The sequence below is a fragment of the Novosphingobium sp. ERW19 genome (assembly GCF_012641315.1).
Taxonomy (GTDB): Bacteria; Pseudomonadota; Alphaproteobacteria; order Sphingomonadales; family Sphingomonadaceae; genus Novosphingobium.
The window spans coordinates 163,344-189,591 of the sequence record NZ_JABAIC010000006.1; the positions used below are offsets into that span (position 1 = coordinate 163,344).

At 60.9% G+C, this 26,248-nt stretch carries 24 protein-coding genes; 5 read left to right on the forward strand and 19 right to left on the reverse strand.

Annotation, left to right across the window (positions count from 1 at the left end; genetic code table 11):
- The first annotated feature begins 69 nt into the window (after window positions 1-69).
- A complete protein-coding gene (locus HGI46_RS13335) occupies window positions 70-2,469 on the forward strand; it encodes a TonB-dependent receptor (protein ID WP_168904598.1) in 2,400 nt (799 codons plus the stop codon).
- Between the two features lie 101 nt (window positions 2,470-2,570).
- Here the strand turns inward: HGI46_RS13335 and HGI46_RS13340 are convergent, their stop codons facing one another.
- A complete protein-coding gene (locus HGI46_RS13340; RefSeq protein WP_277346338.1) occupies window positions 2,571-4,133 on the reverse strand; it encodes a tetratricopeptide repeat-containing sulfotransferase family protein in 1,563 nt (520 codons plus the stop codon).
- Window positions 4,134-4,255: 122 nt separating this feature from the next.
- Here HGI46_RS13340 and HGI46_RS13345 point away from each other — a divergent pair, with 122 nt between their 5' ends.
- Genes HGI46_RS13345 through fumC form a run of 3 tightly spaced genes read left to right on the forward strand, consistent with a single transcriptional unit; the run spans window position 4,256 to window position 6,248 of the window.
- Window positions 4,256-4,444: a DUF3008 family protein gene (locus HGI46_RS13345; RefSeq protein ID WP_168904733.1), complete on the forward strand. Its 189-nt coding sequence runs from the start codon at window positions 4,256-4,258 to the stop codon at window positions 4,442-4,444.
- A gap of 4 nt (window positions 4,445-4,448) precedes the next feature.
- Window positions 4,449-4,859 (forward strand): low affinity iron permease family protein, encoded by a 411-nt coding sequence (locus HGI46_RS13350; protein WP_168904600.1) that lies wholly within the window; start codon window positions 4,449-4,451, stop codon window positions 4,857-4,859.
- A 12-nt stretch (window positions 4,860-4,871) separates the two neighbouring features.
- Window positions 4,872-6,248, forward strand: a complete 1,377-nt coding sequence (gene fumC / locus HGI46_RS13355; protein ID WP_168904601.1) for a class II fumarate hydratase — start codon at window positions 4,872-4,874, stop codon at window positions 6,246-6,248.
- 30 nt (window positions 6,249-6,278) lie between these two features.
- On the opposite strand, the gene ligD is transcribed toward fumC, so the two are convergent.
- Window positions 6,279-8,804 carry a DNA ligase D gene (gene ligD / locus HGI46_RS13360; RefSeq protein ID WP_168904602.1) on the reverse strand — a complete coding sequence of 842 codons (2,526 nt, stop codon included), beginning with the start codon at window positions 8,802-8,804 and terminating at the stop codon, window positions 6,279-6,281.
- A gap of 3 nt (window positions 8,805-8,807) precedes the next feature.
- Window positions 8,808-9,659 carry a Ku protein gene (locus HGI46_RS13365; RefSeq protein ID WP_168904603.1) on the reverse strand — a complete coding sequence of 284 codons (852 nt, stop codon included), beginning with the start codon at window positions 9,657-9,659 and terminating at the stop codon, window positions 8,808-8,810.
- A 272-nt stretch (window positions 9,660-9,931) separates the two neighbouring features.
- Here HGI46_RS13365 and HGI46_RS13370 point away from each other — a divergent pair, with 272 nt between their 5' ends.
- Window positions 9,932-10,345 carry a hypothetical protein gene (locus tag HGI46_RS13370; RefSeq protein WP_168904604.1) on the forward strand — a complete coding sequence of 138 codons (414 nt, stop codon included), beginning with the start codon at window positions 9,932-9,934 and terminating at the stop codon, window positions 10,343-10,345.
- 3 nt (window positions 10,346-10,348) lie between these two features.
- Here the strand turns inward: HGI46_RS13370 and HGI46_RS13375 are convergent, their stop codons facing one another.
- From HGI46_RS13375 to HGI46_RS13450, 16 genes are all read right to left on the reverse strand, one after another.
- The gene (locus tag HGI46_RS13375) at window positions 10,349-11,404 is read right to left on the reverse strand and encodes a hypothetical protein (RefSeq protein WP_168904605.1); all 1,056 of its coding nucleotides are present in this window, start codon (window positions 11,402-11,404) and stop codon (window positions 10,349-10,351) included.
- On the reverse strand, window positions 11,401-13,953 hold the full coding sequence (locus HGI46_RS13380) for a fimbrial biogenesis outer membrane usher protein (RefSeq protein WP_168904606.1): 2,553 nt from the start codon (window positions 13,951-13,953) through the stop codon (window positions 11,401-11,403). The genes HGI46_RS13375 and HGI46_RS13380 overlap by 4 nt, the downstream gene beginning before the upstream one ends.
- A gap of 4 nt (window positions 13,954-13,957) precedes the next feature.
- Window positions 13,958-14,707: a fimbria/pilus periplasmic chaperone gene (locus HGI46_RS13385; RefSeq protein WP_346766733.1), complete on the reverse strand. Its 750-nt coding sequence runs from the start codon at window positions 14,705-14,707 to the stop codon at window positions 13,958-13,960.
- 31 nt (window positions 14,708-14,738) lie between these two features.
- Window positions 14,739-15,296, reverse strand: a complete 558-nt coding sequence (locus tag HGI46_RS13390; RefSeq protein WP_206065725.1) for a hypothetical protein — start codon at window positions 15,294-15,296, stop codon at window positions 14,739-14,741.
- A complete protein-coding gene (locus HGI46_RS13395; RefSeq protein WP_168904609.1) occupies window positions 15,296-15,730 on the reverse strand; it encodes a hypothetical protein in 435 nt (144 codons plus the stop codon). Before HGI46_RS13395 ends, HGI46_RS13390 begins: the two co-directional genes overlap by 1 nt.
- Window positions 15,731-15,892: 162 nt before the next feature.
- Entirely contained in the window at window positions 15,893-16,447 is a 555-nt protein-coding gene (locus HGI46_RS13400) for a hypothetical protein (RefSeq protein ID WP_168904610.1), read from the reverse strand.
- 6 nt (window positions 16,448-16,453) lie between these two features.
- On the reverse strand, window positions 16,454-17,044 hold the full coding sequence (locus HGI46_RS13405; protein WP_168904611.1) for a hypothetical protein: 591 nt from the start codon (window positions 17,042-17,044) through the stop codon (window positions 16,454-16,456).
- 39 nt (window positions 17,045-17,083) lie between these two features.
- Window positions 17,084-17,605, reverse strand: coding sequence for a hypothetical protein (locus HGI46_RS13410; RefSeq protein WP_118073593.1), 522 nt, complete (start codon window positions 17,603-17,605; stop codon window positions 17,084-17,086).
- A gap of 31 nt (window positions 17,606-17,636) precedes the next feature.
- Complete coding sequence (locus HGI46_RS13415) at window positions 17,637-18,236, reverse strand: hypothetical protein (protein ID WP_118073592.1); 600 nt, start codon at window positions 18,234-18,236, stop codon at window positions 17,637-17,639.
- Between the two features lie 74 nt (window positions 18,237-18,310).
- Complete coding sequence (locus HGI46_RS13420) at window positions 18,311-18,919, reverse strand: hypothetical protein (protein ID WP_162896005.1); 609 nt, start codon at window positions 18,917-18,919, stop codon at window positions 18,311-18,313.
- Window positions 18,920-19,461: 542 nt separating this feature from the next.
- Window positions 19,462-21,096: an AMP-binding protein gene (locus HGI46_RS13425; RefSeq protein ID WP_168904613.1), complete on the reverse strand. Its 1,635-nt coding sequence runs from the start codon at window positions 21,094-21,096 to the stop codon at window positions 19,462-19,464.
- Entirely contained in the window at window positions 21,093-22,496 is a 1,404-nt protein-coding gene (locus tag HGI46_RS13430; RefSeq protein ID WP_118073589.1) for an aldehyde dehydrogenase family protein, read from the reverse strand. The genes HGI46_RS13425 and HGI46_RS13430 overlap by 4 nt, the downstream gene beginning before the upstream one ends.
- A 42-nt stretch (window positions 22,497-22,538) precedes the next feature.
- Entirely contained in the window at window positions 22,539-24,746 is a 2,208-nt protein-coding gene (locus HGI46_RS13435; RefSeq protein WP_168904614.1) for a TonB-dependent receptor, read from the reverse strand.
- Window positions 24,747-24,763: 17 nt separating this feature from the next.
- Entirely contained in the window at window positions 24,764-25,237 is a 474-nt protein-coding gene (locus tag HGI46_RS13440) for a cytochrome c (RefSeq protein ID WP_168904615.1), read from the reverse strand.
- Window positions 25,234-25,692, reverse strand: coding sequence for a cytochrome c (locus HGI46_RS13445; RefSeq protein ID WP_168904616.1), 459 nt, complete (start codon window positions 25,690-25,692; stop codon window positions 25,234-25,236). Before HGI46_RS13445 ends, HGI46_RS13440 begins: the two co-directional genes overlap by 4 nt.
- On the reverse strand, window positions 25,689-26,246 hold the full coding sequence (locus tag HGI46_RS13450) for a methylamine dehydrogenase light chain (protein ID WP_118073586.1): 558 nt from the start codon (window positions 26,244-26,246) through the stop codon (window positions 25,689-25,691). The genes HGI46_RS13445 and HGI46_RS13450 overlap by 4 nt, the downstream gene beginning before the upstream one ends.
- Window positions 26,247-26,248 lie beyond the last annotated feature (2 nt).

The window sequence follows — 26,248 nt, forward strand, 5'->3', positions numbered from 1 at the left end:
GAGCCACCGCTCCACCGATGATGAGGGTGACTGAAGCCACAAGATACAAAACAACAAAGTGAGGGTTTCATGACGTTTTCCCTGAAGCGCGCAGCGCTCCTCTCGGCCAGCGCACTGGCCAGCATCGCGGCTCTTCCTGCTGTCGCACAGGAAGCACCGGCCCCCGACAGCGCGGAAGCCGCAGAGGCCGGTGGTGCCGGCAACGAAATCATCGTCACCGCTACGCGCCGTGCGGTCTCGCTTCAGAATGCGCCAATCAACATCTCCGCCGTCACCGCGGAAAGCCTCAAGGACCAGCGCGTCGACGACGTCCGATCGCTCGCGGCCTTCACGCCAGGCGTCACGATCCAGGATACCGGCCCGCGTTCGACCGGCAGCATCGTCATGCGCGGTCTTTCGGCCAGCGACAGCAGCACTTTCGGCGCCAATGGTGACAACACCCTCGCCACCTACCTTGGTGAAATCCCGCTCTACCAAGACTTTAAGTTCATCGACATGAACCGCGTCGAAGTCCAGCTCGGGCCGCAAGGCACGCTCTACGGCCTCGGCACTCTCGCAGGCGCCATCCGCTACATTCCCAACCGTCCTGACCCGGACCGCTGGGAAGGATTGTTCCACGCCCGCGTCTATGACGTCGCCCATGCCAAGGATCCCGGCTTCGTCGTCGATGGCGTGGTCAACGTTCCGATCATTCCGGGCAAGGTCGCCTTCCGCTCCGCCACCGGCTACTACAACGATCCGGGCTTCATGGACTACATCTACCTGCTCAAGCAGCCGGGCGTGTCCAATCCCCAGCCTGCGCGGCCCGGCACTTTCTTTGGCCCCATCGGCACGCCGCAGCAGATCGCTGACAACTTCTACACTTACGCCGACGCCAACTTCGAGCACACCTTCACCAGCCGCAATCAGCTGGGTCTCTATCCTTTCGATGGCCTGAAAGTGACGCTCAGCTACGTCCGCCAGCAGACCGACACCAATGGTCGGCAAGCGAACGGCGGCGGGGTATTCGGCACCGGCAAGTACGAAGCTCCATGGCGCTATCTCGAACCGGCCAAGCGCACGACTGACCTCTATGCCGCTGAAATAGAAGCGGAACTGGGTGACATCGCCCAGCTCGTTTCCGCCACCGCCTTCACTCGTCAGAAATTCAAGAGCTCGGTCGACGTTACCGACCTGCTTCTCGATCTCGATTACGACTACGAACTGTTCCCCTCCTTCTCGGGCTATACCCGCTCGAACGGCGAGAATGAGCAGTTCAACCAGGAAGTCCGCCTGGTCTCCACCCACGGCGGTCCGTTCAGCTGGGTGCTCGGCGGCTTCTACAATCGCTTGAAGACCAACTCAGACTACCGCGAAATCGTCCCCGGCTATCCCGCCTGGGCCGGGATAAACCGTCCTGACGAAGTCGAATACGCATCCTTCGTCCGCACCGACACCAAGGAAAAGGCTGTATTTGGTGAACTCACTTTCCAGCCGATCGACGCCCTCACGCTGACTGCAGGCGGTCGCTACTTCAACTACGACGCCTACGTGATCGGTGGCCAGGCACTCCCGCTGTTCCAGCCTTTCCCCAATATCAACTTCCGCTCACGCGAAGGCGATACCGGCAAGAGCGGCAGCGTCTGGAAGTTCAACGGTTCGTACAAGTTCTCGCCTGATCTCATGGTCTACGCGACCTACAGCAAGGGCTATCGCATCGGTGGCGTCAACCGCGTCGCTCCTTGCGTCCTGCCCCTGCCACCGGGCCAGAACCTCTGCGCTCTTCCGAACGAGCTGTCCTACCAGCCAGATACCACCAAGAACAAGGAAATCGGCATCCGCGCCAGCCTGTTCGATGGCAAGCTGCGCACCACGCTTGCGCTGTTCCACATTGATTGGGACGGTATCCAGCTGGATGGCCTGACCGAGAACGGCGCCATTGGCATCACCGTCAACGGCGGCAAGGCCGTATCGAAGGGCGTCGAGTTCTCGTTCAATGCCCGCCCCTTCGAAGGGTTCAGCGTTCAGGGCAACTGGTCCTACACCGATGCTTACCTGACGGAAGCAGTACCTGCCTTGCTCAAGACCCGGGGTGGCGAATTCGATGCCCTGCCCGGAGATCGCCTGCCCGGCTCGACCAAGGTTTCCGGCTCTCTCGGCCTCAATTACGAGTTCCCGGTCGGCGAAGACCAGATGACGCTGAGCTGGACCTCCAGCTTCACCGGCAACATCTTCACCCGCGTCGGAGCGCGTGCCGGCGGCGAGATCCTGCCCTCCTACACCACGCACCGCGCCTCGATCGCCTACCGTCTCGACGAGACGCTCGAGTTCCGCGTCTACGCCGACAACATCTTCGACAAGTACGCCGTGGTCTCGGTCTCGAACGACCTGTCGCGCCGCATCGTCAATGATGGCGTCGTCTCGCGCTATTACGCCAACTCGGTGCTCAGCCCGCGCAAGGTCGGCATCGAAATGACCAAGAACTTCTGACGTTTACGCCGGCCTGCTGCGGCAGGCCGGCACCAGTTCCTGCGAAGACTGGGCCGCCGCTCGAAAGACCGGCGGCCCTTTTTTCGTGCACTTCAGGAAAATCAGTCGAGTGGAATGCCGTTGACGAGGAAGTAGTCCTTCACCTCGCCAAGGTGCTTCTCGTAATCGCGCCAGCGACCGACGGAGCGTGCATTCATCGGCTGGCGCACCTGCTGCGCGCTCGGCGTGGCAACCGCAGCGCGATTCCGGTGAAATTCCAGGCAGTTGGCATCCCACTCCAGCCCGCAATGGCTCAGGAGCTTGCGGGTTTCCGTCTCCTGGTCCGCCACCAGCCATTCATAGGTAACTTCATGAATTCGGCCCGGAAAACGCTGACGCCAGAACCCCATCATGCGCTGGAACAGCAGCACATAGCGCGCCGTGTCCATCAGGTCGTAGGACCAGCGATAGTAGGGCGAGCCGAGCGCGAACAAGTGCTTGTAGTTGCTCCAAACACTGTCCATCGCCCCACGTCGCAGGCAGACGATGCTCGCGCGCGGCAGCGCCTGCAGGATGTATCCGATATACAGGAAATTCAGCGGAAACTTGTCGGTGAACCGCGGACCGGCGGCCCCGGCGTTCTGGCGTGCCCGGGCGAGATAAAGCTCCCCCAGCTTCTGTGCCGAAACGCCTCGGCTCGCCTCCACCGTCGCCGGATCGAGCACCAGCCGCGATGATGTCCCGGACAACTGCTTCACCGCCAGCGGCATGGCCTGAAGCTCCCCGGCCGAAGTCACCTCCGCATGTGACGAGAGGATCCTGTCAACCAGCGTCGTCCCGGTGCGAGGCAGGCCGACGACGAAGATCGGTGCTTCGTCGAGGCGACTGTCGGACATCAAGGGCAGGTCGCGAACGAAGGTGCGGCGGATGATCTCGAACAGTGCCTGATCAGTCTCGAACTGGTAGCCGAGGTTGGCCCTGTGCCTCGCGTTGCCCAGGGAGAGTTGCGCGTTTGCCTCGTCGAGTTGCCCTTCTGCCTCGTGGAGTTGGAAAGCAGCGTAGCGCAGCCTGACTTCCTCTTCGGAGTCGGGATTCTGCGACAGGGCCGCGGCAATCCGGGTGAGGCCTGTCTCCGGGGAAGTACGGCGCAGTCCCGCCAATGCAAGATGCGCCCGGCCATGTCCCGGCTCGCGCGCGAGTATGGCTTCATAGGCCCGCGCCGCCTCGTCAACCCGGCCGAAGAATCCCAAGGTGCTGCCAAGATTGAACTGGAATTCAATGACATCCGGCGCAGATCTTACGGCTGTTTCGAATAGGGGCAACGCCTCGTCATGCGCCCCGAGCCGCGCAAACACGCAGCCGATGGTATCCAGCACCAGCGGATCTGAACTTCCTGCGGCCACAGCCCCCCGCGCCGCGGCAAGGGCATCGGCCTCTCGCCGTGCCAGCAGAAAAAACCGTGCCTGTTGAGCAAGATACTCGGCATTTTCGGGTTCGGCCTTGAGCACTGCACTAATGGCCTTGAGCGCGTCGGCCATCCGCCCGCTCTCTGCCAGAGCGACGGCGGCGACAAAGCCCGCCTCCACATCACGGGGATCAACCTGGAGCGCTTCTCCCGCCTTGGCCAAGGCCTCAGAAATTCGCCCTGCCCCCAGAAGCTCGCGCAAAGATGTGCCCACCGCCATTGCCGAAGAGTAGCTTCACGCGCGACGGCGAGCGCTACGCAAATTGGCGCAGTTACCGGCCAAGCATCCGGAACGGTGGACCTGCCCGAACGTTCACGTCGGGAACCATTCGGAGAATGACGATGCCAGCCAAATCAGCAGCCCAGCAGAAGGCCGCCGGCGCCGCACTATCGGCCAAGCGAGGGGAGACGGACAAGAATGACCTCAAAGGGGCGTCACGATCAATGGAAAAATCTATGACCGAGAAGGAGTTGGAGGAGCTTGCCGCGACACGTCGCAAGGGCAAGCCAGAGCACGTGCGCAAGGACTGATCCGGTGGACCAGGCTTTCACCGCCATCGCCAACCGGGTTTCCGGATGGGCCGGACGCCCCGCAACCTTCGTCATCGCGCTCGCCATCATCATCGGCTGGGGATTGAGCGGCCCGTTGTTCCAGTGGAGCGACACTTGGCAACTCGTCGTCAACACCGGCACCACGATCATCACATTCCTCATGGTTTTCCTGATCCAGAACAGCCAGAACCGCGACGCTGCCGCGATGCAGGCAAAGCTGGACGAGCTTATCCGCGCTGTCGACAAGGCTCGCGAAGGCTTTGTCGGCATCGAACATCTGACGGATGATGAAATCTGCCGACTGCGATCCGCGCTTGAACGCGAAGTTGGTGCATCAGCCGACAAGCAGGGTACAGCAAACGAGACAGTGGAGCGACTGCTCGACCGCACCTGACCGGAGAAGCGTATGCAGCGTATCGAGAGCGACAGTCTGGGCGAAGTCCGGGTCCCGGCCGACGCCTACTGGGGTGCGCAAACACAACGCAGCATCGACAATTTTCCGTTCGGTTCCATGGAGCGGATGCCCTTGGGCATTGTGCATGCGCTGGGTATCATCAAGCAGGCAGCCGCCAGGGTAAATCGTCGGCATGGACTGGATGTCAGGCTCGCCAACGCCATAGAGCAGGCTGCTACCGAAGTGGCCTCAGGAAAACTTGATGAGCACTTCCCACTGGTGATCTGGCAGACCGGAAGCGGCACGCAAACGAACATGAACGCGAACGAGGTCATCGCCGGGCGCGCCAACGAGATGCTTTGCGGTGAACGCGGCGGCAAAAGTCCGGTGCACCCCAACGATCACGTGAATATGGGGCAGTCCTCGAACGACACCTTTCCCACCGCACTGCATGTGGCGGCGGTGGAAGCGCTGAATAGTGAGCTGATCCCGGCGCTGGACAAGCTTTCCGGTGCGCTTGCCGGTTGTGCGATTGCCTGGAAGGACCTGGTCAAGATCGGGCGCACCCACCTGCAGGATGCCACGCCTTTGACGCTTGGCCAGGAGTTTTCAGGCTACGCGCAGCAATTGCGCAATGCGCACGATCATCTACGGCACGCCGAACTTCACCTGCTTCGCCTGGCGCAGGGCGGCACCGCTGTTGGCACAGGCCTCAATGCACCGGAAGGATTTGCTGAGGACATTGCTGCGGAGATTGCGGTTCTGACGGGAAAACCGTTCAGCACGGCGCCGAACAAGTTCGAGGCGCTCGCCTCGAACGACGCGCTGGTGCAACTGTCGGCCACGCTTGCCACACTGGCCGTCGCGCTGACGAAGATCGCCAACGACATCCGCCTGCTAGGCTCCGGTCCCCGATCCGGCATCGGGGAACTGGAGTTGCCAGCCAACGAGCCTGGTAGCTCAATCATGCCCGGAAAGGTCAACCCGACACAGGCCGAGATGCTGACGATGGTTTGCGCGCAGGTGATCGGGAACCACCAAGCCGTGACCGTTGGAGGAATGCAGGGGCATCTTGAACTCAATGTTTTCAAGCCGATGATCGGGGCAGCAGTGCTGCGCTCCATGCACCTGCTGACGGTCGGGATGGAAAGCTTTGCAAAGCGCTGTGTCGAGGGGATCGAACCCGATCGGCGGCGCATCGCAGAGCTTGTCGAACGCTCGCTCATGCTTGTGACCGCTCTCGCCCCCGAGATCGGCTACGACAACGCCGCCAAGATCGCCAAGCACGCCCATGAGCATGATCTGAGCTTGAGACAGGCGGCGCTGGCGCTCAATCTTGTAGACGAAGCGACGTTTGATCGCCTGATCCGTCCGCAAGAAATGGTGTGACCCAACGGTTTTTCGACGATCCGGTTGGGCCTAGACGTCGGGCAGGGACTGCTCTGCCACACCCCATCCCCGCAGCAGTTTGCCCTCGCTGCGCTTCAACAGGGCGGCTGCATCGGAAATGGTGAAAGCGCTGGCCTTCTCGAAATCATCAAGTTCGTTCCAATCGATCGGCGCTGCAACCGGGGCGTTGGCGCGTGCGCGGGCGGAATAGGGCATGACTGCGGTGCTGCCGCGCTGATTGCGCAACCAGTCGATAAAGATGCGCCCCTTGCGCTTGGCCTTGCTCATGTTGGCAACGTAGCGCTCCGGCTCTGCCATCCCCAGGGCCTTGGCAAAACGCTCGGCGAAGCTGGCGTGTGCTTGCCAGGAATGATCTCGGCGCAGGGGGATGACGACATGCACGCCCTTCCCACCCGAAAGCATCGCAAAGCTTACCAGACCGAGATCGGACAGGCGCGACCGGATATCCTTTGCTGCGCGTTTCACGTCCGCAAAATCAAGCCCCTCGTCAGGGTCCAGATCGATGACCATGCGGTCTGGCGCTTCGACATCGTCAGTCCGGGCGCACCAACCGTGGAATTCAATCGTCCCCATCTGGACACACGTGAGAATACCCGCAGCATCGCCGACATAGAGATAGTCTTCGCTATCGCCGTCCTTCTCGCGGATCGGGACATGATGGACATGTTCGCCGAACGAGCCGCTATCATGCTTCTGGAAAAAGCACTGCTTCGCCCTGCCCTGCGGACACCGCACGAGGCTTAGCGGGCGATTGGCAAGAAACGGGAGCATCGCTGGAGCAAGCTGTGCGTAGTAGTCTGCCAGATCACCCTTGGTCTGACCGCTTTCGGGAAAGATCACGCGCGAACGGTTGCTGATGCTGATGATTTCCTTCGGGTTCTCGATCCGCACAGGTTTCTCGGGCGTCACGTCCTCGGCCTTCTTGTCTTCACGCAAACCGACGAAGCTGGCGTGGCGGACCCTTCCTTCACCGGTGAACTCGGCAAAAGCGATCTCGGCGACGACCACGGGCTCGAGCCATGACGCGCCACGGGCTTCAGTCTTGGGCACTTCGAGTGCGCGGTCTTCCCGCCGCAGCGGTTCAAACCGGGCGGCCAGTTCGTCAAGCAGCCCTTCATTGAACCCCGTGCCGACCTTGCCCTTGTATACCAGCGCATCACCTTCCCTCTGTGCCAGCAGAAGCGAGGCGAAGGGGCGGCGGCGGGCACTCGATTTTGTCATGCCGACAATGATGAATTCCTGGCGCAGGATGCATTTGACCTTCAGCCAGTTCTGCGTCCGCTTTGGCAGATAAGGCGCATCGGCCCGCTTGGCGATGATGCCCTCCTGCCCGGCACGGCACATTGCCTCCAGCAGCTTCTCACCCCCACCAATGATGTGATCGGCGACATGGATTGGCGGAGAAGCTTCGGCCAACAGGCCGGACAGCCGCTGCTTGCGCTCCACATTGGATAGTGGTTTCAGGTCCTCGCCATCGAGTTCAAGGAGATCGAACGCATGGAAGGAAAGAGCATCGCCTTCGCCCTGTTCGCCATGGCCTCGCTTCAGCACGGCTTGCAGGCGCGAGAAATCCGGGTTGCCCTCGGCGTCCGATGCCGTGATCTCGCCATCAATCAGGCATGACGGCAGATCGAGGCTAGCGAAGTGGCGGATCAGGGGAGAGAACTTCTCGGACCAATCGAGGCCACTGCGGGTAAACACCCTGACGTCCTTGCCCTTTGCAGCGATCAGCGCCCGATACCCGTCGAACTTGATCTCATGAAGCCATTGGCGCCCTTCGGGAACACTGTCGACCAGAGTTGCAAGCTGGACGGGTTGAAACGCTGGCAGTGGTGCTGCACCGCGTTTCTTGCCTGGTGCCTGCGCCTTCGTCATCCGCGCATTGTGCTTGGCTGCCGCTTGCATCTCGGCGGCAAAGTCTTTTCCCCGCTTCCCCTTCAACGAATGGCTGGAGCGCTTGTCGGCGGCAATCTCGGCCATGGTCCGGCCGGTAAGCACGCTGGTGAGAGCACGTTCGACGAGAAGATCTCCCTGCGCGGCAAATGCGTCATCAATCTTGCGCAGCAACCAGTTTTCGCGCTTCTCGTTGCCCCGCTTCTTCAAGCGGATGAGCAGCCATTCGCCCTTCATTCTCTGCCCGACGAGACGAAAGTGCAGATGCCCGTCTAAAAGGTCCTTGGCGCTTTTGCCCTTAATCGGCTCCCAGGTTCCGCGATCCCACAGCATCACGGTCCCACCACCATACTCGCCCTCGGGAATGGTACCTTCGAACTCGGCGTAGCTTAGCGGGTGATCCTCGGTCTGCACCGCAAGGCGCTTGTCTTCCGGATCAGGGCTGGGTCCGCGCGTCACCGCCCAGCTTTTCAGCACACCGTCAACCTCGATGCGGAAGTCCCAATGAAGCCGCGTGGCGTCGTGCTTCTGGACGATGAAGAGGTTGCCCGTCGTGCTCGATGCCTTCTTGCCCGAAGGTTCTCCGGTGCGGGTGAAATCGCGCTTGGCGTTGTAAGCTGCGAGGGGATCGCGGACGGCCATCGCTCAAGCCCGTTTCCGGCGTGACGGCGATGCGCGCTTTCGCGGCCTGCCCTCATCGGCATCTTCGTCGTGGCCGAGCGATTGCTTGAGCGCGGCCATCAGATCAATCACGTTGCCACCGCGCGGAGCCTCGTCAGCGTCGGGGTCCTCGATGATGCGCTCACCCTTTGCCTTGACCTTCTTGTCGATCAGCGCGTGGAGCGCGTCGACATAGCGATCATGGAACTTGTCGGGTGCAAACTTCGCGGTCTTCTTCTCGATCAAGCTGGCGGCCAGATCGAGTAGTTCGGGGTCTGCATCGCGCGCGGGAATGTCGCGGAACCAGTTATGGGCGCGCTGGACCTCATCGGCATAGCGCAGAACCTCGAGGATAAGGCCCCGGCCGCATGGTTTCAGTGAAACAAACTGTTCGCGTCCGCGGACCGAGAGCTGTCCCAACCCGACGGTTTTCGTCTGTCTGAGCGCCTCACGCAGGACGATGTAGGCATCCTCGGCAAGGTCATCGGCCGGCACGACGAAATAGGGCTTTTCGTAATAGAGAGCATCGATTTCATCTGCCCCCACGAACTGGACAAGCTCCAGTGTCTTGCGGCTTTCGATGCGAACGGACTCGATCTCCTCGTCATCAAGCAGGACGTAGTTGCCGCGGGACACCTCGTAGCCCTTGACGATCTCCTCGCGATCAACGGGACCTACGCCGGGCGCCACTTTCTCATAGCGAATGCGCTTGCCGCTGGGCTCGTGGATCTGATGAAAGGAAATGGCCGCACCGCTGCGCGTGGCCGGATAGATTTCGACCGGGATCGAAACCAGGGCAAGGCGCAATTGCCCTTGCCAGTATGCGCGAGCGGCCATGGCGGGCTTCCTTCCGGGTCATGACTGACGCGCGAAATCGCGCCAGCTTCGTCTGGCTCTATGCGCGAATGGCCGCTGCGGTTCCCGCAGGCGAGGAAGGGACGTTCAGACTTTTCGAACGGCTTAGGTAATCAGACTTAGGGACGTTGCGGAGAAAAAACGCCGAAATCCCGCCATTCCTAAAGCTTTCCCGGAAATTGTTAACCAGAAACCGGAACCGGACGTTGGCGGCCACCAATGCATGATGCCTGAGTGTTAATGGAGATTGCATCATGATTTCTGGCAGGATGGTAGCTCTGGCGCTCGCCACGTTGGGTACGGTGGCCGCAGGTGGTGCGGTGCAAGCATCGCAAGGATCAGCTTCGATCACGATCACCGGGCAAGTGCCGCTGGTGTGCCGCGTTTCGGTGGACAACAGCGCCAGCGCAATGCTCAACGCCAATGGCAACAAGAGCGAACTCCGCGAGTTCTGCAATAACGGTGCGGGATATCGCGTCGTTGCGACCTATTCCAAGCAGCTTGCTGCGGGCCGGCTGATCGTGGACGGCCGCGCGATTGCCCTCGACGGTTCGGGCGAAGTCCTCATCAGTGACGTGGCTCACGCCGCCGCAAAAACGCGCTCAATAGCGATTGAAGCCAACGGCAAGGCAGCAGGCTCGATCCGCTTCCGTATCGAGCCACGCTGACTTTCACAGCGGGATGCTGCCGCAGTCCGTGGGCGCAACTGATCCAGCAACGAGCGGAGTGATCGTGACGACCAGGTTCTCCGAGTAGATCGGAGAGATCGCCTTGGTCGCTCCGCCGTCGATCAGAGTGCTCTGCACCGGCAAACGGTCTTCGATCGCATCGCCAATTCCGGCTCGGGCGCAGGTTTGGGTGATTGCCGACGTACTCGTGGGAGACCGGGTCTGCCCGAGGAAGCGGACCGAATAGCGGATCTGCTGACTCGTGTCCGTCGTCGAGGCGCCACCTGGGGTCAAGACAAACGGCTGGGCATCTCCCGGCATGACGCCGAGCGAGACCGTGTAAGGTCCGGAGCTTTGCACGCGAACGTGGTTTGACGGCGAAGTCTTTACAGTTGACGCCTGGGCATCCGAGACTTGGGCAAGCTCGCCGAAATCGAGCGCAGTCCCAACGAAGCTTGCGCGAAGTGCGCTCAGGACATTCACGTTGATCGAGATGGCGGCCGCACTGTCGATTGGCGTCAGGACATCGTTCAAGCCGCCAGTGCCCTTGCAGACGTAGCGAATCCCGAACTGAATCAGGCCACCGGCGATCAGATCGACGTTGGCAGGCACGGTAACCCGCAGGTTGATCTGAAGCGTGTCCGGCTGGGCAGCCCCGCCGAACTGCACGGCAATCTGGCCCGTCTGAATATTGGAAATGGCCGGGAGATTGCTTGGCACCGCGTTGGAATCATACAGTACGTCAAAGTAGGTGCCACCGCCCGGCACAGTAGCCTGCACCTGATAGGCGGGGCTTCCTGCGGGCTTCGTCAATACGAAGTATGCTTCCTGCGTCTTCTTTCCGCCGCCTGCCGTAACGCGCGTAAGGGTCAGCGGAATATCGACCGATTGCAGCCCGGATGACGCAAACGGATCGTACTGGATGGATGTGCTTCCGCCGCTTCCGGTAACGCCGCAGTTCGACTGGGCGTAGGCGCCATTGGCACCAGCAATCATCAGGACAACTGCGGCCATAGCCAGGAACTTGCGCAGGCATGACATGACGGTCCGAGTGATCATTTCTTTTCTACCGCCTTTATCTCCCCGAGCTGGACAACTCCCGTTGCCTTCTGGGGGATTTCGATTTCGAATGTGGAGCGTGCAGCGTCGAGCATTTCGACACGCCATTTTCCGGGTGCAAGGCCGGTCGCACCAAAACGGCCCTGGCGATTGGTGAACACGGTTTGCGCCGGCCGCTCCGGATGGGCGACTTCCGTGGCCGTGCCGCTGACCAGCGACACCGGCTGGCCGTCAAGATCGAGCATGACGCCGAGCGCTGTGACGTTGTAGTCGGAGCCAACGGTAACGACGTATCCGCTGCGGTATGACGGGAACACGCGGAAAGAACCTTGGCCGATATCAGTGCCCGGAGGCGCATCCCGAACATCGAGAGGCACAGTGCGCTCGGAATAGGAAGGCAAGCTCGGCATCGTGGCCGAGCGCAAGCTCCCGCTATTGGCAGCGTTGCCGAAGGTTGACGCATCCACCACGATGTCGGCCTTGCCTAGGCTTCGGTGCGGCCGCACGATGGCGAAGCTGTCAAAGATGGGACGGCCAAGCGAAACCGCACCATCGGCAAGCGCCAGCGAGGTGCCCAAGCGGAAAGTGCTGCGCTGGTTCTGACTGTCACCGAAGCCGCGCGAATAGGTGCCGAAATGGCTGAAGCCAAGCTCTGCGCGATTGGCGAAATAATTGGCGTTGACCGAGACGCCTGCCCCATTGTCGGAGCGTTCAACATCGGCGGTGACGTTATAGCTGCCAACGCCGCTACCGCTGAGTGTCTGGTACGATGCGCGGAAGCGATTGTCGCGCGTATCAAAGTCGGAGCGGACAGTGGAATAGCGCCCCAGACGGACGATGAGCGAGACAAAGCCGCTGAACTCCCGGCCCAGCGTGTCTTCCTGATAACGCGCCTCTGCGTTAAGCGTTGCGCGGTCTGAAAACCGCCAACCCGCGCTCAGACGGTAGTTCTGAACATTGGGCCTGCCGGTCCGGCCTTTCGAAAACCGAACATCGGCGCCACCGAAGAAGCTTGTGGTAAAGGCATGGGTGTAACCACCACCCAGCTCGTACTTGTAGGGATTGTCTGGCAGAAAGAACGAGACGGGAGCGAAGCGGCGGCTCCGCCGTTCAACGAACAGGTTAAAGGTATCGCCGAGGCCGCTCGGTCGCTGGATCAGGCGCTGGAACGTGGCGTTGAAAGCATGTCCCGACCCGATGCCATCAACCTTGCTGAACGAGATATTCGTCCCAAGCGTGCCGAACGGCGTGCCGACAACGGCTTCGACCCCGCCCATGCGGCTATCAGCGTCGGCCTGAAAGTTGACTCCAACGGTCAAGGCATCGGTCAGCCCTCGGCGGTAATAGCCCGATGCGATCCAGTCATCGCTGTACCGCGGGCCGCGCGAACCGAGTGGAGCCTTCACGCCAGCGTAGAGGCCAAATTCGCTCAGACCCTTGGCGAGCTGCGTTTGATCGACAAACAGGTTGAACTGGACGACTTCCGTACGACCGGTGTCGTCAAGAATATTCAGGCGAATATCGTTGCCCCCCTGCGTGAAGGGGAAGTCTCGCAGATTGTAGTTGCCTGGAGCCAGTTGCAGACGACGGACCTGCTGACCATTGACGACGACCTCAACCGTGGATGCACGGTCGAGGCGAAAGGCGCGGTCACCACGCGGACGGACGACCTGTTGTGGATTGAGGACACTATAGGAACGAAAGATCGAAATCCCGGCGATGTCCGGCGCAGACTGAAAACCACGCGCCTGCGATTCAAGGTCGCCCGCAGAAATGCGCACCAGATGCCGGGTGTCATCAAACACGAAGCGACTGCCGAGCCTCTGGAAATCGCCGCCCAATGCTCCTGGCTGCCAGATCGCATCGCTTTCCGCGACGATCGGGCCAAGACGCAACGCGCCATCAACAAGCATGACCGGTTCGCGCAGTCCCTGATCAAACCCATCTTCGACCAGGTCCATCGAGCTGCGGAGATTGAGATAGGCACTGAAGTTTGCAGGCTTCAGCAGTTCGCCAACCCGCGACCGATCGAGCGCCGAGACCGACACGGCCCGCGACGCACGCCGCTCTGTGGGAATGCTGAAACGCAGTTCCAGCGTGCGCGGATCGTAATCTACGCCAATGCCAACAGGGGCCAGATCTTCTGCACTGACTTGCGTCTTGCCGCCAAAGCTCGTCCGCAGGCCTTCCAGCACGTCAGGCGCAAGCAGTTCGGACAGGATCTGTACGACGCGAGCGGCCGGAAAAGACAGGCGGTCGTCGACGTCGATCTGCACCGGGACGTCGCCGAGATAGCTACCACCGTCCTTGGCAGGCACCGTCAGAACCACCGCGCGTCCCGTCGGATTAAGCTTCTGCGAACGAAATGCCGGAGCAGGCAATTGCTCTGCCAGATTGGCCGCCGCAAGCTTTGTCGCTGGTGCAAGAGGAACGCGCATTCCGGCGCCATCGCGACCCGGTTCGAGCGTGTCCGCCCATACGGCAGGAGCCCTGCCCGCAACAAGCAAGCTGGCTCCTATGGCGAAGATCTGCCGCGACCGGCCCTGCATGAGCTCAGCCCTCCGGTGTGATCGTCGCTTCAACCGTGCCAACGGCAAGCGGCAGTTCGACAGGAATAGTCACCTTGCGGGTCTGGTTACCGCCCACGAGGCCGAAGCCGATTGTCTGCTGGATTTCAGGACCAGAAAGTGTGCGCCGGAATTGCTCCTTCCCCGCCGCATCCTTTTCGACAATGCGCAACTTGCTGCCGCTAAGGTAACCGTGAACCGCAGAAGCATTCCCAACAGTCACGACAGCCACTGGCTTGCCGGCCCCGTCCTTGCCGACTTCGGCGCTTGTGACCTCCAGCTTCGGCTTTACGCCTGCAGGCGCAACGCTGGCGAGGACCTGGAAATTGTAGAGGATCTGAATCGCAGATTGGCCTTCGGGCAACTTTACCGGCAACTGTGCGACTGTCACATAGTAGTGCCTGCTGCCGGCGAGAGCCGGGTCGCCAACGTATTGGACGCGGAAAGTCTGGGTCTGGCCGGGATCGATAAGCGCTTGCGGCGGGAATACGAGAAGGTCTCCGGGATCCTTGCCGGTCGGTGAAACGCCGGTGTCGGTCAGGCGGAGTTCCTGCACGGTGAGCTCGACCGGCAGCGGACTGGCGAACGTGTTCTCGACCGTGATGACTTGCGACATGTCACGCCCGGAGGTCTTGAGATCGATCACGACCGGCTGCACCGTCATCGCCATGGTCGAGGCAGCCGGCAGCACCAGCGAAACGGCAGCAGCAGACAGAAACGAGACAATGGATTTCACGTGAAGTTCCCCCTGCCCGCAGGCAATAGATTCAATCGGTTGGCTGCAGCTGGATGACGATCGTGTCGTCATAATCACCGGCAATCAGCGGCGTGCCGCCATCGGGTGTGTTGACCAGCAGGGCGAGATTGCCCGTTGCGCCATTCGCCACCGCCAGCACCAGCATGCCAGCATTGCTGCTTCGCTCCTGACTGGCTCCGGCCCAGTCAAGGCGCAGAGTGTAGGGCAGCAAATCGGCAAAGCCCTGCGCCTGAGGGCCGGCGGCCCCAACCCTGCCCAATCCGCCCTTGCCCGACGCGGCAGTTACCCGGTGCGAGGCATTGCAAGTGGCTGGGATCTCCAGCTCGAAGCTGGCGCCCCGCGGCAGCGCCGTGTTGGGATCAACCAGGCGCGTCAACCCGACCGTGGCGTTGCCGTCGCCCGTCGCCTGAAAGTTGGCATTGGTCACTGCTCTGGCTCTCGGTGTGCTGATTACGCAGGCCGAACCAGCAGTCGCACTGAGTTCGAGCACTTGAGCCGCGCGATCAATCTCTTGGGCATTGGCCGAAGCGCCAAACGCGAGTGCCGTGATTGTGAGCATGTAGCGCATCATTTTGGCTCCAGCGTAATACGCAGCGTATCGCCATAAACGCCGGCAAGCACGGGCGCATTCACCCCGCCATTCGATGCCCCGGCGAGAATGGCGAGGCGCAAGGTGACAGTTCCCGCTGTCGCCTGGTCAACGTCGATGCGCTGCTCGCGATTGCTGCGGATGCGGGCATCCATTTGGAGTTGACCGGAGGAACTGCCCCAAGTGAGGTTGGCGTCGTAAGGCAAAGCCGTTGCAAATCCCGGTGCATCAGTGGCTTGCCGCCCATCGGTGGGCCACAAACCATTGTTTTCGGACTGGATGCGGATCTGATGCGGGTAGTTGCAGACGGCGGCGAATGACACAGTAGCGCTCGCCGGGCGGGCGGCGAGCGTCTGCTGGTCCAGCAATTGTGTAACCTGCAGAGTGTCACCGGAAATGCCATTGAAGTTCACGAGCTGCCCTGCCTGCAGTTCGCCACCTGCAAGGGTGCAGACCTGTGGCGCAGAACCGGTTACGGGAAGCCCAGTCGCACTTGCGGCCTCCTGCGCGGCAGCTGGCATCGCGCACACCGGCAAAAACGCCAGAGCGAACATGGGAGAAGAGCGCGCCATGCTTCAGCTTTCCGGAGTCAGCGTCACGGTAACCGTGCCACGATAGGAAGTGTCGGCAACGAGGCGCAGGCCGGTGCCTCCGGTGGTTGCAAAGTCGCCAATGTTGACGGTGATCGGTCCGCTGAATGCAGTCGTGCGTTGCTGGATCGCCGCAGGATTGCTTGCCGACGCGGTGCTGAAGCTGGCGGGAGTGGTTGTCCAACCCGCCGCCGTCGCCGTGAAATCAACGCTACGTGAAAAACCCGTTGGCGCAGTGGCCGTGAATGTCTGTGCGACTACGGGCGTGGCAGCAACCGCAATCGAACTGCGGGACGAGCAGAAGCTCCCCGCCAGCACCTGGGAGGGTGCGCTGAGATCGGAGCGGAGGAAACCAGTGGTCGTATCGACGAGAATGCCCAGGTCGAAAATGCCACCGGCTTCCGAAACCGAGCCGCCGACGCAAATTGCCGGAACATTACCGACAACCGCGAAGTCGGCCGAGTCACTGGCGCTCTGGGCCTGCACCGGAGCCGAAATTACGACGCCGGCGATAGCTGCGAAAAATCTAAGCCTGTTCATGGCCGCTTACTCCGTGACCGGTACGGGACCGAGGGTTACAGTGACCAGACCGCTATAGTTTCCAGCAACAAGCAGAGCGTTCTGAGGCGCCGAGAACGAGGACAGCGCGACTTCGATGTCACCCAGCTTCGGGCTAGGCTGCGTGCTTCCCGTGGCGGCCGAATCTGGAGACGTTCCATCTACCGCTGCATTGGTCGTCGCAGCGGTACCGCTACTACCCCAGCCGGTTGCCGTGGCTGTGTAGTTCACGGCGCGTGAAAATCCGGCTGGTGGCGCAATTGTTGAATCGCCAAGCAATGCAGTTGCACTTACTCCGAGCACCGAGCCGGCAAAGTTGCAGAAGCTTGCGGGCAGCGAGACAGATTGCGTGGCCAGCGCGGCAATCCGTCCGACGGATGCACCAGAGGTCTGCACCATCTGGCCGAGATCGACCACCGCACGCGAAGGTTCACCCAAGATGCACAACCGTGCGACGGAACCCGTCACCGCGACCTGACCCGAAGCTGTTTCGGAAGCCGTTTCTTGCGCCGACGCAGGCGCGGCCATCCCGCAGAGGGGCAGCATAAGCAGGCTGGACTTGAACAGTGCGGATTTCATCGTCGTGCTCCTGGATGAACTCTTCATGCGCAATGCAGATCAGACGGTGGGCGAGAGGAAGACCTCGACCTTGCCGGTGTAAGCACCCGCGACGAGCTTCTTGCTGGCTGCCGTCGATGAACCCAACGTAACGGCGATGTTACCGGAGAACATGTCGACGTTGGCGGCAGTGCTGGCGACAGCATCCGTGCTGATGTCAGAAAAGCTCTTGCCGTTGGCCGAGACCGAAGCAGTGTAATTGACCGTATCGGTGAACGCCGCCTCGGCGCCCGACGTGACTGGCTGGTCTCCGGTCAACGCGGTCGCCTTGACAGAGAGTGTGGCTGCCGAATTGTTGCACCATCCGGTGAGCGTGCGGGTTTGACCATCAACCTTCGTGGTATCGAGGCCACCGTCTGCGTCAGCCAGTTCGCCCAGCGGCAGGTCCTGCGATGACGTCACGAACTTGCACTTGGCAGCGACGGAGCCGGTGATGTTGACGGTGCCGGTAACGCTTTGAGCAGAAGCGGGCACTGCCGACAGGGCAGCTGCGGCGGTCGCCGCGAGAAGAAGCTTACGCATTTCATTTCTCCTGGAAAAAGGCTCGATCAAATCAGGCCACGGGTTGGATGTTTACGGTGATGGTGGAGGTGTAATTGCCGGCGACGAGCAGGTTCGAAGCGCCCCCCCTGGTCGAGAAGCCATAGGCCTTCACGGCTATGTTGTTGCCCGAAGCCGCGAGACGGCCGACAGTCGCCGAATTGGCTGCGGTGGCGCCAGCGGCGGTGCTGTACGTCACGGTGCCATTCCCGCCGGCCGCAAGCGCGACCTGCATTTCGGCGGTATAGTCGATCTCGTTGGAGTAGCCTGAAACGGCGGCGGCAGCCGTGCTCAAACGGTCAGCCACGATCGCAAGAGAGACGCTGGCCGAAGTGCAAACCACGCGCGTGGCGACCGGGGTTCCGCCCGAGGCCGCGCTGGTGGTGTTGGTGAAGCCGGTTGCCAAAGTGCCGTCCGCTGCGTCCAGCGCGCCAAGGGCGATAGTGCCGGTAAATGCCTGGGTCGCCGAGCCGCCCGGTGCAACCACGGAGCACCTTCCCAGGACGCTGCCCGTGACATTGACTGTCCCGGTCGTCACCGTCTGCGCCTGTGCAGGGGCTGTTGTCATTGCAACTGCGGTAGTTGCGGCCAGCAGGGATAGCATGGTCTTCATGGCAATCGGCCTTTCAGTTACCGCCACAAGCGGCGTGATGGGTTGCCGGGAACGGGCCGGCTGGAAGCGTCAGGTTACAAGGCTGCGGAAACGGTCACGGTCAGGGTGTCGGAATATGTGCCCTGAACCAGAATGGCTGGGCCGGTGTATGCCGGGGCACTTACCTGGAGATAGGCGCCAGCCAGGTTTTGCGAACTGGGCGCAACCCGCAGCCCTTGGCTTTGCGTCGCAGGCCCGATGAACGAGCAAGGCGCACTCGCAGTGACGGCAAGAGTGGCCGCCTCACACTGATCGGTCACGCTCCCCCCGCCGGCACCGACCAGGTTGAGCTTGACCTGATAAGGGGCAATGCCGGCATAACCTGCGTCAGAGGGCTGCGTGGCGCTGCGCAATCCGCCATTCGCCGAGGTAACCGCCACACGCGCTGCGCCGTTGCAGTTCAGGGTGAATGGAAACTGGTTGGACCAACCCGACTGGTCAATTTGCCCTGCATCGAAGCTGCCGGACGGTGCGCCGCCAATGGCGAAGCCACACCGGCCACCAACAGATGCCGTAACTGGCAGGGTGAGCGAAACGGGGGTACCACCGGCGTATGCCGTCGGCCCCGCGATGGTAGACTGGGCCAGAACAGCAGACGGGCAAGCAGCCGCAACCGCCGTCAAGCCGATCCTGATCTTGTGCATCAACATGCGCACTGCTCCCTGCTGCCTTGCGGCAACCTCGGCGCGCTTGCCTTGCGATGAAAACACCTGCCCTTGTGCGGGCGCAGTTCTTCGGCCTCGGAAATGCCGGGCGGCATGTCCGAGCGGATGAATTGGCTTCAGTGTTCGTCTTCGCTGGCAATTCGCCTGAATTGGTTAACTTGTGGGTAACCTTTTACGCTCGACACAACGCCTGCCGTGACTCACGATGCATCCATATCCGAGAAAGTTTGCCCCAGATGCGTCGCATCTGGAGATTTAACAAATAAAGTTAACAAGACTGGCCTCCGGCTAACTCCAAGAGCAGGGAAGACCTGAAATATCGAAAAATCTCTTGAAATTTCGTCACTTGGAAGTCTACCCCAAGGACATCCAAAAAGTCTTTTTACCTTCAAAACAATGAAGCCGTCTGAAATTATTACTGGATATAGTTAATCGCTTTCAGAACTACAGCGATGAGATTTGACAAGAATCACTCAATATTTTCGAGATAACGGTCCTTCCGAGACTCCGAGTCGCACCGCTTATGAGCGATACGACTGAAGCTCTGCCTCCATCATCTTGCGCATCTCGAACTTCTGGGCCTTGCCCGTTACGGTCATGGCGAAACTTTCGACTATGCGGACGTGTCGGGGAACCTTGTAATGCGCGATGCGGCCTTTGCAGTGCGCAAGCACATCATCTGGACCGAGCTCTTCCCCAGCCCGAGCGATAACCCATGCGCAGACTTCCTCACCGAATTTCTCGTCGGCGACACCAAAGACCTGCGCGTCCTGCACGGCGGGATGTGTCAGCAGAAATTCCTCGATCTCGCGCGGGTAGATATTTTCTCCGCCGCGGATGATCATGTCCTTTATGCGACCGGTAATCCTCACGTACCCGTTCTCGTCCATGGTTGCGAGATCGCCGGAATGCATCCATCCGTCGGGATCGATGGCTTCAGCAGTCTTGGCAGGTTCATCCCAGTAACCAAGCATTACGGCATAGCCGCGCGAACAGTATTCGCCCTGCTCGCCAATCGGCAGCACTTCGCCGTCAAGGCCCACGATCTTGGCCTCCGCGTGTGGATGGACGCGCCCCACAGTCCCAACACGTTCCTCAATCGGATCGTCGGTTGCCGTTTGGGTGGTCAGCGGACTGGTTTCGGTCATGCCGTAGCCAATGGTGACCTCGGTCATGTTGAGGCGATCCATCACCTGGCGCATCGTGGTAACCGGACAGGGAGAACCCGCCATGATTCCGGTGCGCAATGTGCTGACGTCGTATGCGTCAAGGTCGGGCTGCGCCAGAATCGAGATGAACATCGTGGGGACGCCATAAAGCGCCGTGCAACCTTCGGCCTGCACCGCCTCAAGCGCCAGGCGGGGATCGTATGCCTCACCAGGATAGACCATGGCTGCACCACTCGTCAGCGCAGCGAGGTTGCCCAGAACCATACCGAAGCAGTGATACAGCGGGACCGGAATGCAGATGCGATCGCTGGCCGCGAGGTTGATTGTCCGGGCGGTAAAATGTCCATTGTTCAGGATATTGCGATGGGTAAGCGTTGCGCCCTTGGGAAAGCCGGTCGTACCGCTGGTGAACTGGATATTGATCGGATCATTCTGGTTTAACGTCCTGTCTACAACCAAGAGCCGGTTCAGATCAGGTTCGGCTCGCAGGGCGTCCCACGGCTCGAAGCCTTCATGGACCGCATCGCCAAGAGCAACCATCCCGCGCAGCATCGGCAACTTGGCGCGCCCCAGTTCGCGCAGCATCGCGATGTAATCGCTGGTCTTGAAGCTGGCGGCGGTGACGAGAAAGGTGCAGCCGACCTTGTTCAGCGCATATTCCACTTCACTGGTGCGGTAGGCAGGATTGATGGTGACCAGGATCGCGCCGATCCGGGCCGTGGCAAACTGGAGCACGGTCCATTCGGCGCAGTTGGGCGCCCAGATGCCGACGCGATCGCCTTTTGCCACTCCTCGATCGAGCAAGCCGGTTGCAATCCGATCGACTTCAGCGTCCAGTTGCGCCCAGCTCCACCGGATCCCCTGATGACGGGAAACCAGCGCCAGCTCCCCTCCCCAGGCTTGCGCGGCATCGCGCAAGGCTTGTCCTATGGTTTTTTCCAGCAGCGGCTCATCGGTTGCGCCCTTGGCGTAGGAAAGCTGCGTCATCGCTTGATATTCACCACCTGGGTCTGGGTATACTCGGCTAGGCCTTCGACGGATTGTTCCACACCCAGTCCACTGGACTTGAAACCGGCCATCGGAATGTGCGGACCGATCGCGATGTGCTGATTGACCCAGACCTGTCCGCTTTCGATCCGCGATGCAATGTCTGCGGCGCGTGCCACATCCTTTGACCAGACCGAACCGCCAAGGCCATAGTCCGATGCATTGGCGCGTGCGATGACATCTTCGACATCATCGAATACGATCAAGGGAAGGATCGGGCCAAACTGCTCCTCGTCGACGATCCTGTCGCCGTCGGTCACGTCGCGGACGATGGTCGGGCGGATGAAGTACCCGGCACGCTCCATCACTTCACCGCCCGCAACGATCGTGCCATCTGCGCGCGCGGTCGCGAGGAAGTCCTTGACCTTTTCGAACTGCATCGCGTTCTGGATCGGCCCGATCTGTGTCCCTTGTTGCAGACCATCGTCCACCACGGCTGCCTCGGCAAGACGGGCGAGCTCTCCACACATCGCGTCATATATGTCGGCGTGGACATAGGCGCGCTTCACGGCAAGGCAGACCTGGCCGTTGTTGAAAAAGGCATTGCCGAAGATCGCCTGGGCAGTTTCGCGAACGTCAACATCTTCCAGCACGATGGCAGGGTCGTTGCCTCCAAGCTCGAGAGTGACGCGCTTCAGCGTATCGGCCCCACTGGCAGCGATACGCTTGCCAGTGGCCGTGGAGCCGGTGAAGCCGACCTTGGCGACGTCCGGATGGGCCGTCAGATGCGGCCCAAGGTCATTGGCATCAGTGATGATGTTGACCACGCCTGCAGGGAACACGTCCCGGCAGATCTCGCCAAGGATCAGCGCACAGACCGGCGTTGTCGGCGCGGGCTTGAGCACGATGGCATTGCCCGCCAGAACCGCAGGTCCAATCTTCCAGCAAGCAACGAGCAGCGGGAAATTCCAGGCGATGATTCCAACCACCACTCCCAACGGACGGTGCTTGACTGCGACGTATCCCGCCTCATCGTCCTGAATAACACGATCGGGAAGCTCCAGCGTGGCATAATGGCGCAAGTAGCCATCGGTCATGGCCAGCTCGCCCATGGCCTCGGCCAGCGGCTTGCCTTGTTCCATGGTCAAGGTCCGAGCCAGTTCGTCCTTGCGAGCGGCAATTGCGTCAGCAAGTTCAAGCAGCTTTGCCTGCCGGTCTGCCCAAGGCAGAGCTGACCACGCAGGGACGGCCATTTTGGCCGCTGCGATGGCAGCATCTGCCTGATCGACGGAGGCCCGGGGAACCGTGCAGAACGGCTCCCCGGTTGCGGGATTGATCACGTCCATCGACATGTCGCCATCGACGAGATTGCCGCCGATCAGCAGCTTGTAGTCAGCCATGGTCCTCTCCTGACGGCTTTGCCGCCTTATATTGCGAGAATGTCAGAATTTTGCGCCAACCGTCACCCCGTACATGCGAGGGTTGCCGATGTGGTTGTAGTCGAAGCCGAAGCCTGCCAGCAGATCAACGCGGGAGGTGAAGTAGAACTTGTCGGTCAGGTTCTTCCCCCAGATCGAGGCGTTGAATCGTCCGTCCGCGCTTTCCCAGTCGATATGCCCTCCCACGAGGGCGTAGGAGGACTGGCGCAAGCGGGGAACATTGAGCACTTCGAAGAACTGGCTTGACTGATAGGCGATGTCGGGGTGCAGCGAGAACTTGCCCATTTCGCCGTCGAAGACAGTCAGGTCGATGGTGGCGTTGAAGGTAAAGGTCGGCGCATTGGACAGGCGGTTGCCTGCCACGTTCACGCCGCTTACGCTGCCACGCTGGATCTTTGTCGCCAGCACGCCCATGCCGCTATGAAGCGTCAGCCGGTCGCTCGCGCGGATCGTCAGTTCAGCCTCACCGCCATAGATCCGCGACTTCGGAATGTTGAGTAGCGTTTGCGCCGCCGATACCGGGTCGACGTTGATGAACTGCTGGTTGCGATAGTCGTAATAGAAGCCGGCGACATTGAGCGTGACCTTGCGGTCGAGGAATTGGGTCTTGGCCCCCACCTCGTAGGACGTCACCTGCTCGGGCTTGGCGATCGACAACTCCGACGGATCGAAGAAGGCCTGAGCGTTGAAACTGGGCGCACGATAGCCCCGGCTGACGCTTGCATAGAGCAGGTTGCCGCCGGCAAGCTTGTAATCGAAACCGATCTTGCCCGAGAGATTGTCCTGCGAATAGCGCAGCGAAGAAAGCGGGATCAGATTGGCAATCAATGTGCCGTCCACGCCAAGTGCGTCAGATCGGAAGCCGCTCTGGACGCCGGTATCGTGCGTGTAGCGCAGGCCACCCCGCATCGTGACGGAATCCGTCAGTTCGTATTTCACGTCCGAATAGATCGCATAGCTCTTCTTCAACTGGTCGAAGCGGTTGCGGAAGAGGCACGCGAGAGGAAGGCCGACCGCACAATCATCGGCGGTGATTCCCGGGACGCCATCAGAGTCAATGTCCTTGCCGATCTCGAATGTCGTTTCGTTGAACACCTTCTCACGGTGGAAGTAGCCACCGAGGATGAAATCGAACGGGCCGCCGAAGTCGCTGGTCAGCCGCAAGTCCTGGGCGAACTGGGTCGCACGGTCGTTGTAGGGAATTTCCAGCAGTTCACCGGCCGTGCCATCGGTATCTTCGTAGAAGAACAGGCTGCCCTTGTCCCAAGCGGTGATGCTCGTGACGGTCAGCGTGTCGGATACGTCGAATGTGCTGGTCAAGGCTACCGAATAGGTACGCGCCCGACGCTTGGCATCGATGTTCGAAGCGATTTCGCGCTTACCAAGGCCAGGACGGTTAGCTGCTTCGGGCTGAGCATAGATCCCGTAATTGTACGGATTCTGCAGACTGGTCGATGCGCGCAGGACGAACCGGACCGTCTCGCTCGCCTCGACATTCAAGGTGGCCCTGATCGCGTACTCGTCAGTCGAGGCAAGGTCCGGCTTTCCCGGCACCACGTTCTTGAACCAGCCATCGGCCTTGGCATAGGTCCCGGCCACGCGCAGCGCCGCCTTTTCCCCCAACGGCACGTTGACTGCACCGTTCAGGTCTACGCGGTTGTAATTGCCATAGCCGGCATTGAAGTAACCGCTGGTTTCGCCAAGCTTGGCGCTATTGGCAATGATGTTGACCGCCCCGCCCGTGGTGTTCTTGCCATAAAGCGTGCCTTGGGGGCCACGCAGGACTTCGACGCGCTCAAGATCATACATGGCCACGCCAAGGAACGCGAAGTTACCCTTGTAGACTTCGTCATAATAGGTTGCGACGGGGCTGGCCTGGTTGAGGCTGTAGTCCGACATAGAAACGCCACGCAGCGAGAAAATGGGCGTGTTGTCGCCCACGATCGACGTCAGCTGGAGATTGGCAACCTTCGTGACGAGACTGTCAACATTGACAACCCGTGATTTGGAGAGCGTATCACCGCCGATTGCCGACACGGAAATCGGAACGGACTGCAGGCTTTCGGCGCGCTTTGTCGCCGTAACGACGATCTCCCCTTCTGGTACAGCTGCTTCGTTCCTGGCATCCTGTGCAAGAGCCGGTGTTGCGACGAGAACGCATGTTGCGGCTACCCCAGCCAGCGCGATCCCACGAAAAAGACGTTCCCTCATTGTCTTTGCTCCCAAGTTCAGGGTGATTGCGTTTGTGTTCTTTCCTGCTCGAACCCCGCGACAAGCCGCGCCCTCATCGGCGCTCTTTCCAGCCTCAGGGGGTGGCGCCGCAGCCTGCCGATTTCCTGAGCCGTGTAGGGCCTGAAATCGGCAGGCATGTGCGCCGGGTCGTAAGTGTAGAGCGTCCAGTTCAAGAGATTTGCCAGGCGCACGTCGTCGAGATCGACGGTCGAGACACCCGGCACCCTACCGAGAAATTCTCGGCCGCCGGGCACCTTCAGAAATCGGGCGACAACATTCTTCATTGGCGGATTGGAGCGATCATCGCCGCCACCATCGGGGCGATGGCACCCTTGGCACTTCAACATGTAATCGATCCGCGCCTGCTGCGGATTGCTGACGCCACGCATTCCCGGCTCACCCGCCTCGACGCCGACACCCGCTGCAAGCACAACGAGGACGGCGGCCAGAGCGAGTGCGAGGCGCTTCATTTGCCACCGGCTCCTGCATGAAGCTTCGCGACATCAGCTGCCGAGAGCGAAGCGCCGGATTGGCGATGCGCAGCGACCTCCTTGTCGGTGAACAGCGCGAACTTCGGCCCGGTCTTTGCCACCTGCGTACCGATATGGTTGAGCACCGCCGCGACCGCAGCATCGTCCAGCACTTGAGCAGGCATGACACCGCGATAGGGTTTCCCCTCGACCGTGATCGGGCCTGAGAGACCGCGCAGCACTGCAAGCGCAAGATAGCGCCGCCCTGCCGGCTTGACCGCCAAGGCCCGGAAATCGGCGCCGAGCGGGGGGTAAGCACCAGGCACGCCCGCACCAGTCTTGGTGTGGCACGCCGCGCAACGCTGAAACACTGCCGCGCCGTCGGTGGCAGCCGTGGCGGGCAGCGCCAGCGCCGCCATCGCCATGACCGGGATCAGTCCGACAAGCAGTCTCATTTCGGTGCGTCCAACGCCACGCCGACGATCACTGCGGTCGAGCAGTTGTAGATGCTGCTTTCCGTGCCCAGGCACCAATTGTAGTCGTTGTTCGATTGCGGTCGGACTTGTGGGCGGTCCCCTTCGTTACGGTTGCACAAGCACTGTCCGCACGAGGAAATGCCGCAGCAATCGTTGTAGCTGATCACGTAGGCGCGGTTGTCGGCCGGATTGGTGCACGTGCCGATCCACGTAATCGGCGACATCTCGGTGCCGGGAGGGCAGGAACTGACAGTCCCGCCGCAGCACGAACACAAGAACCCGTCGATCGCGCAGTAGCGCCAGTAATCGCACGAAGACTGATCACCCGGGTCCTGCGGATTGCCCGATGAAATGGGTGCGTGCTTGCCGCCACCGCCATGTGATGATCCGCTTGCCGCGCGAGCGACCGGCAGGACCGGAAACACTGCCGCACCGGTAATCGTCGCCCCCAGCCAGGCGAGAGTGCTGCGTCGCGATGTTCCGCGCGCAATTGTGCGGGTCAGGCGCTCAGTCCACTTGTCGAAGCCAGCCATTG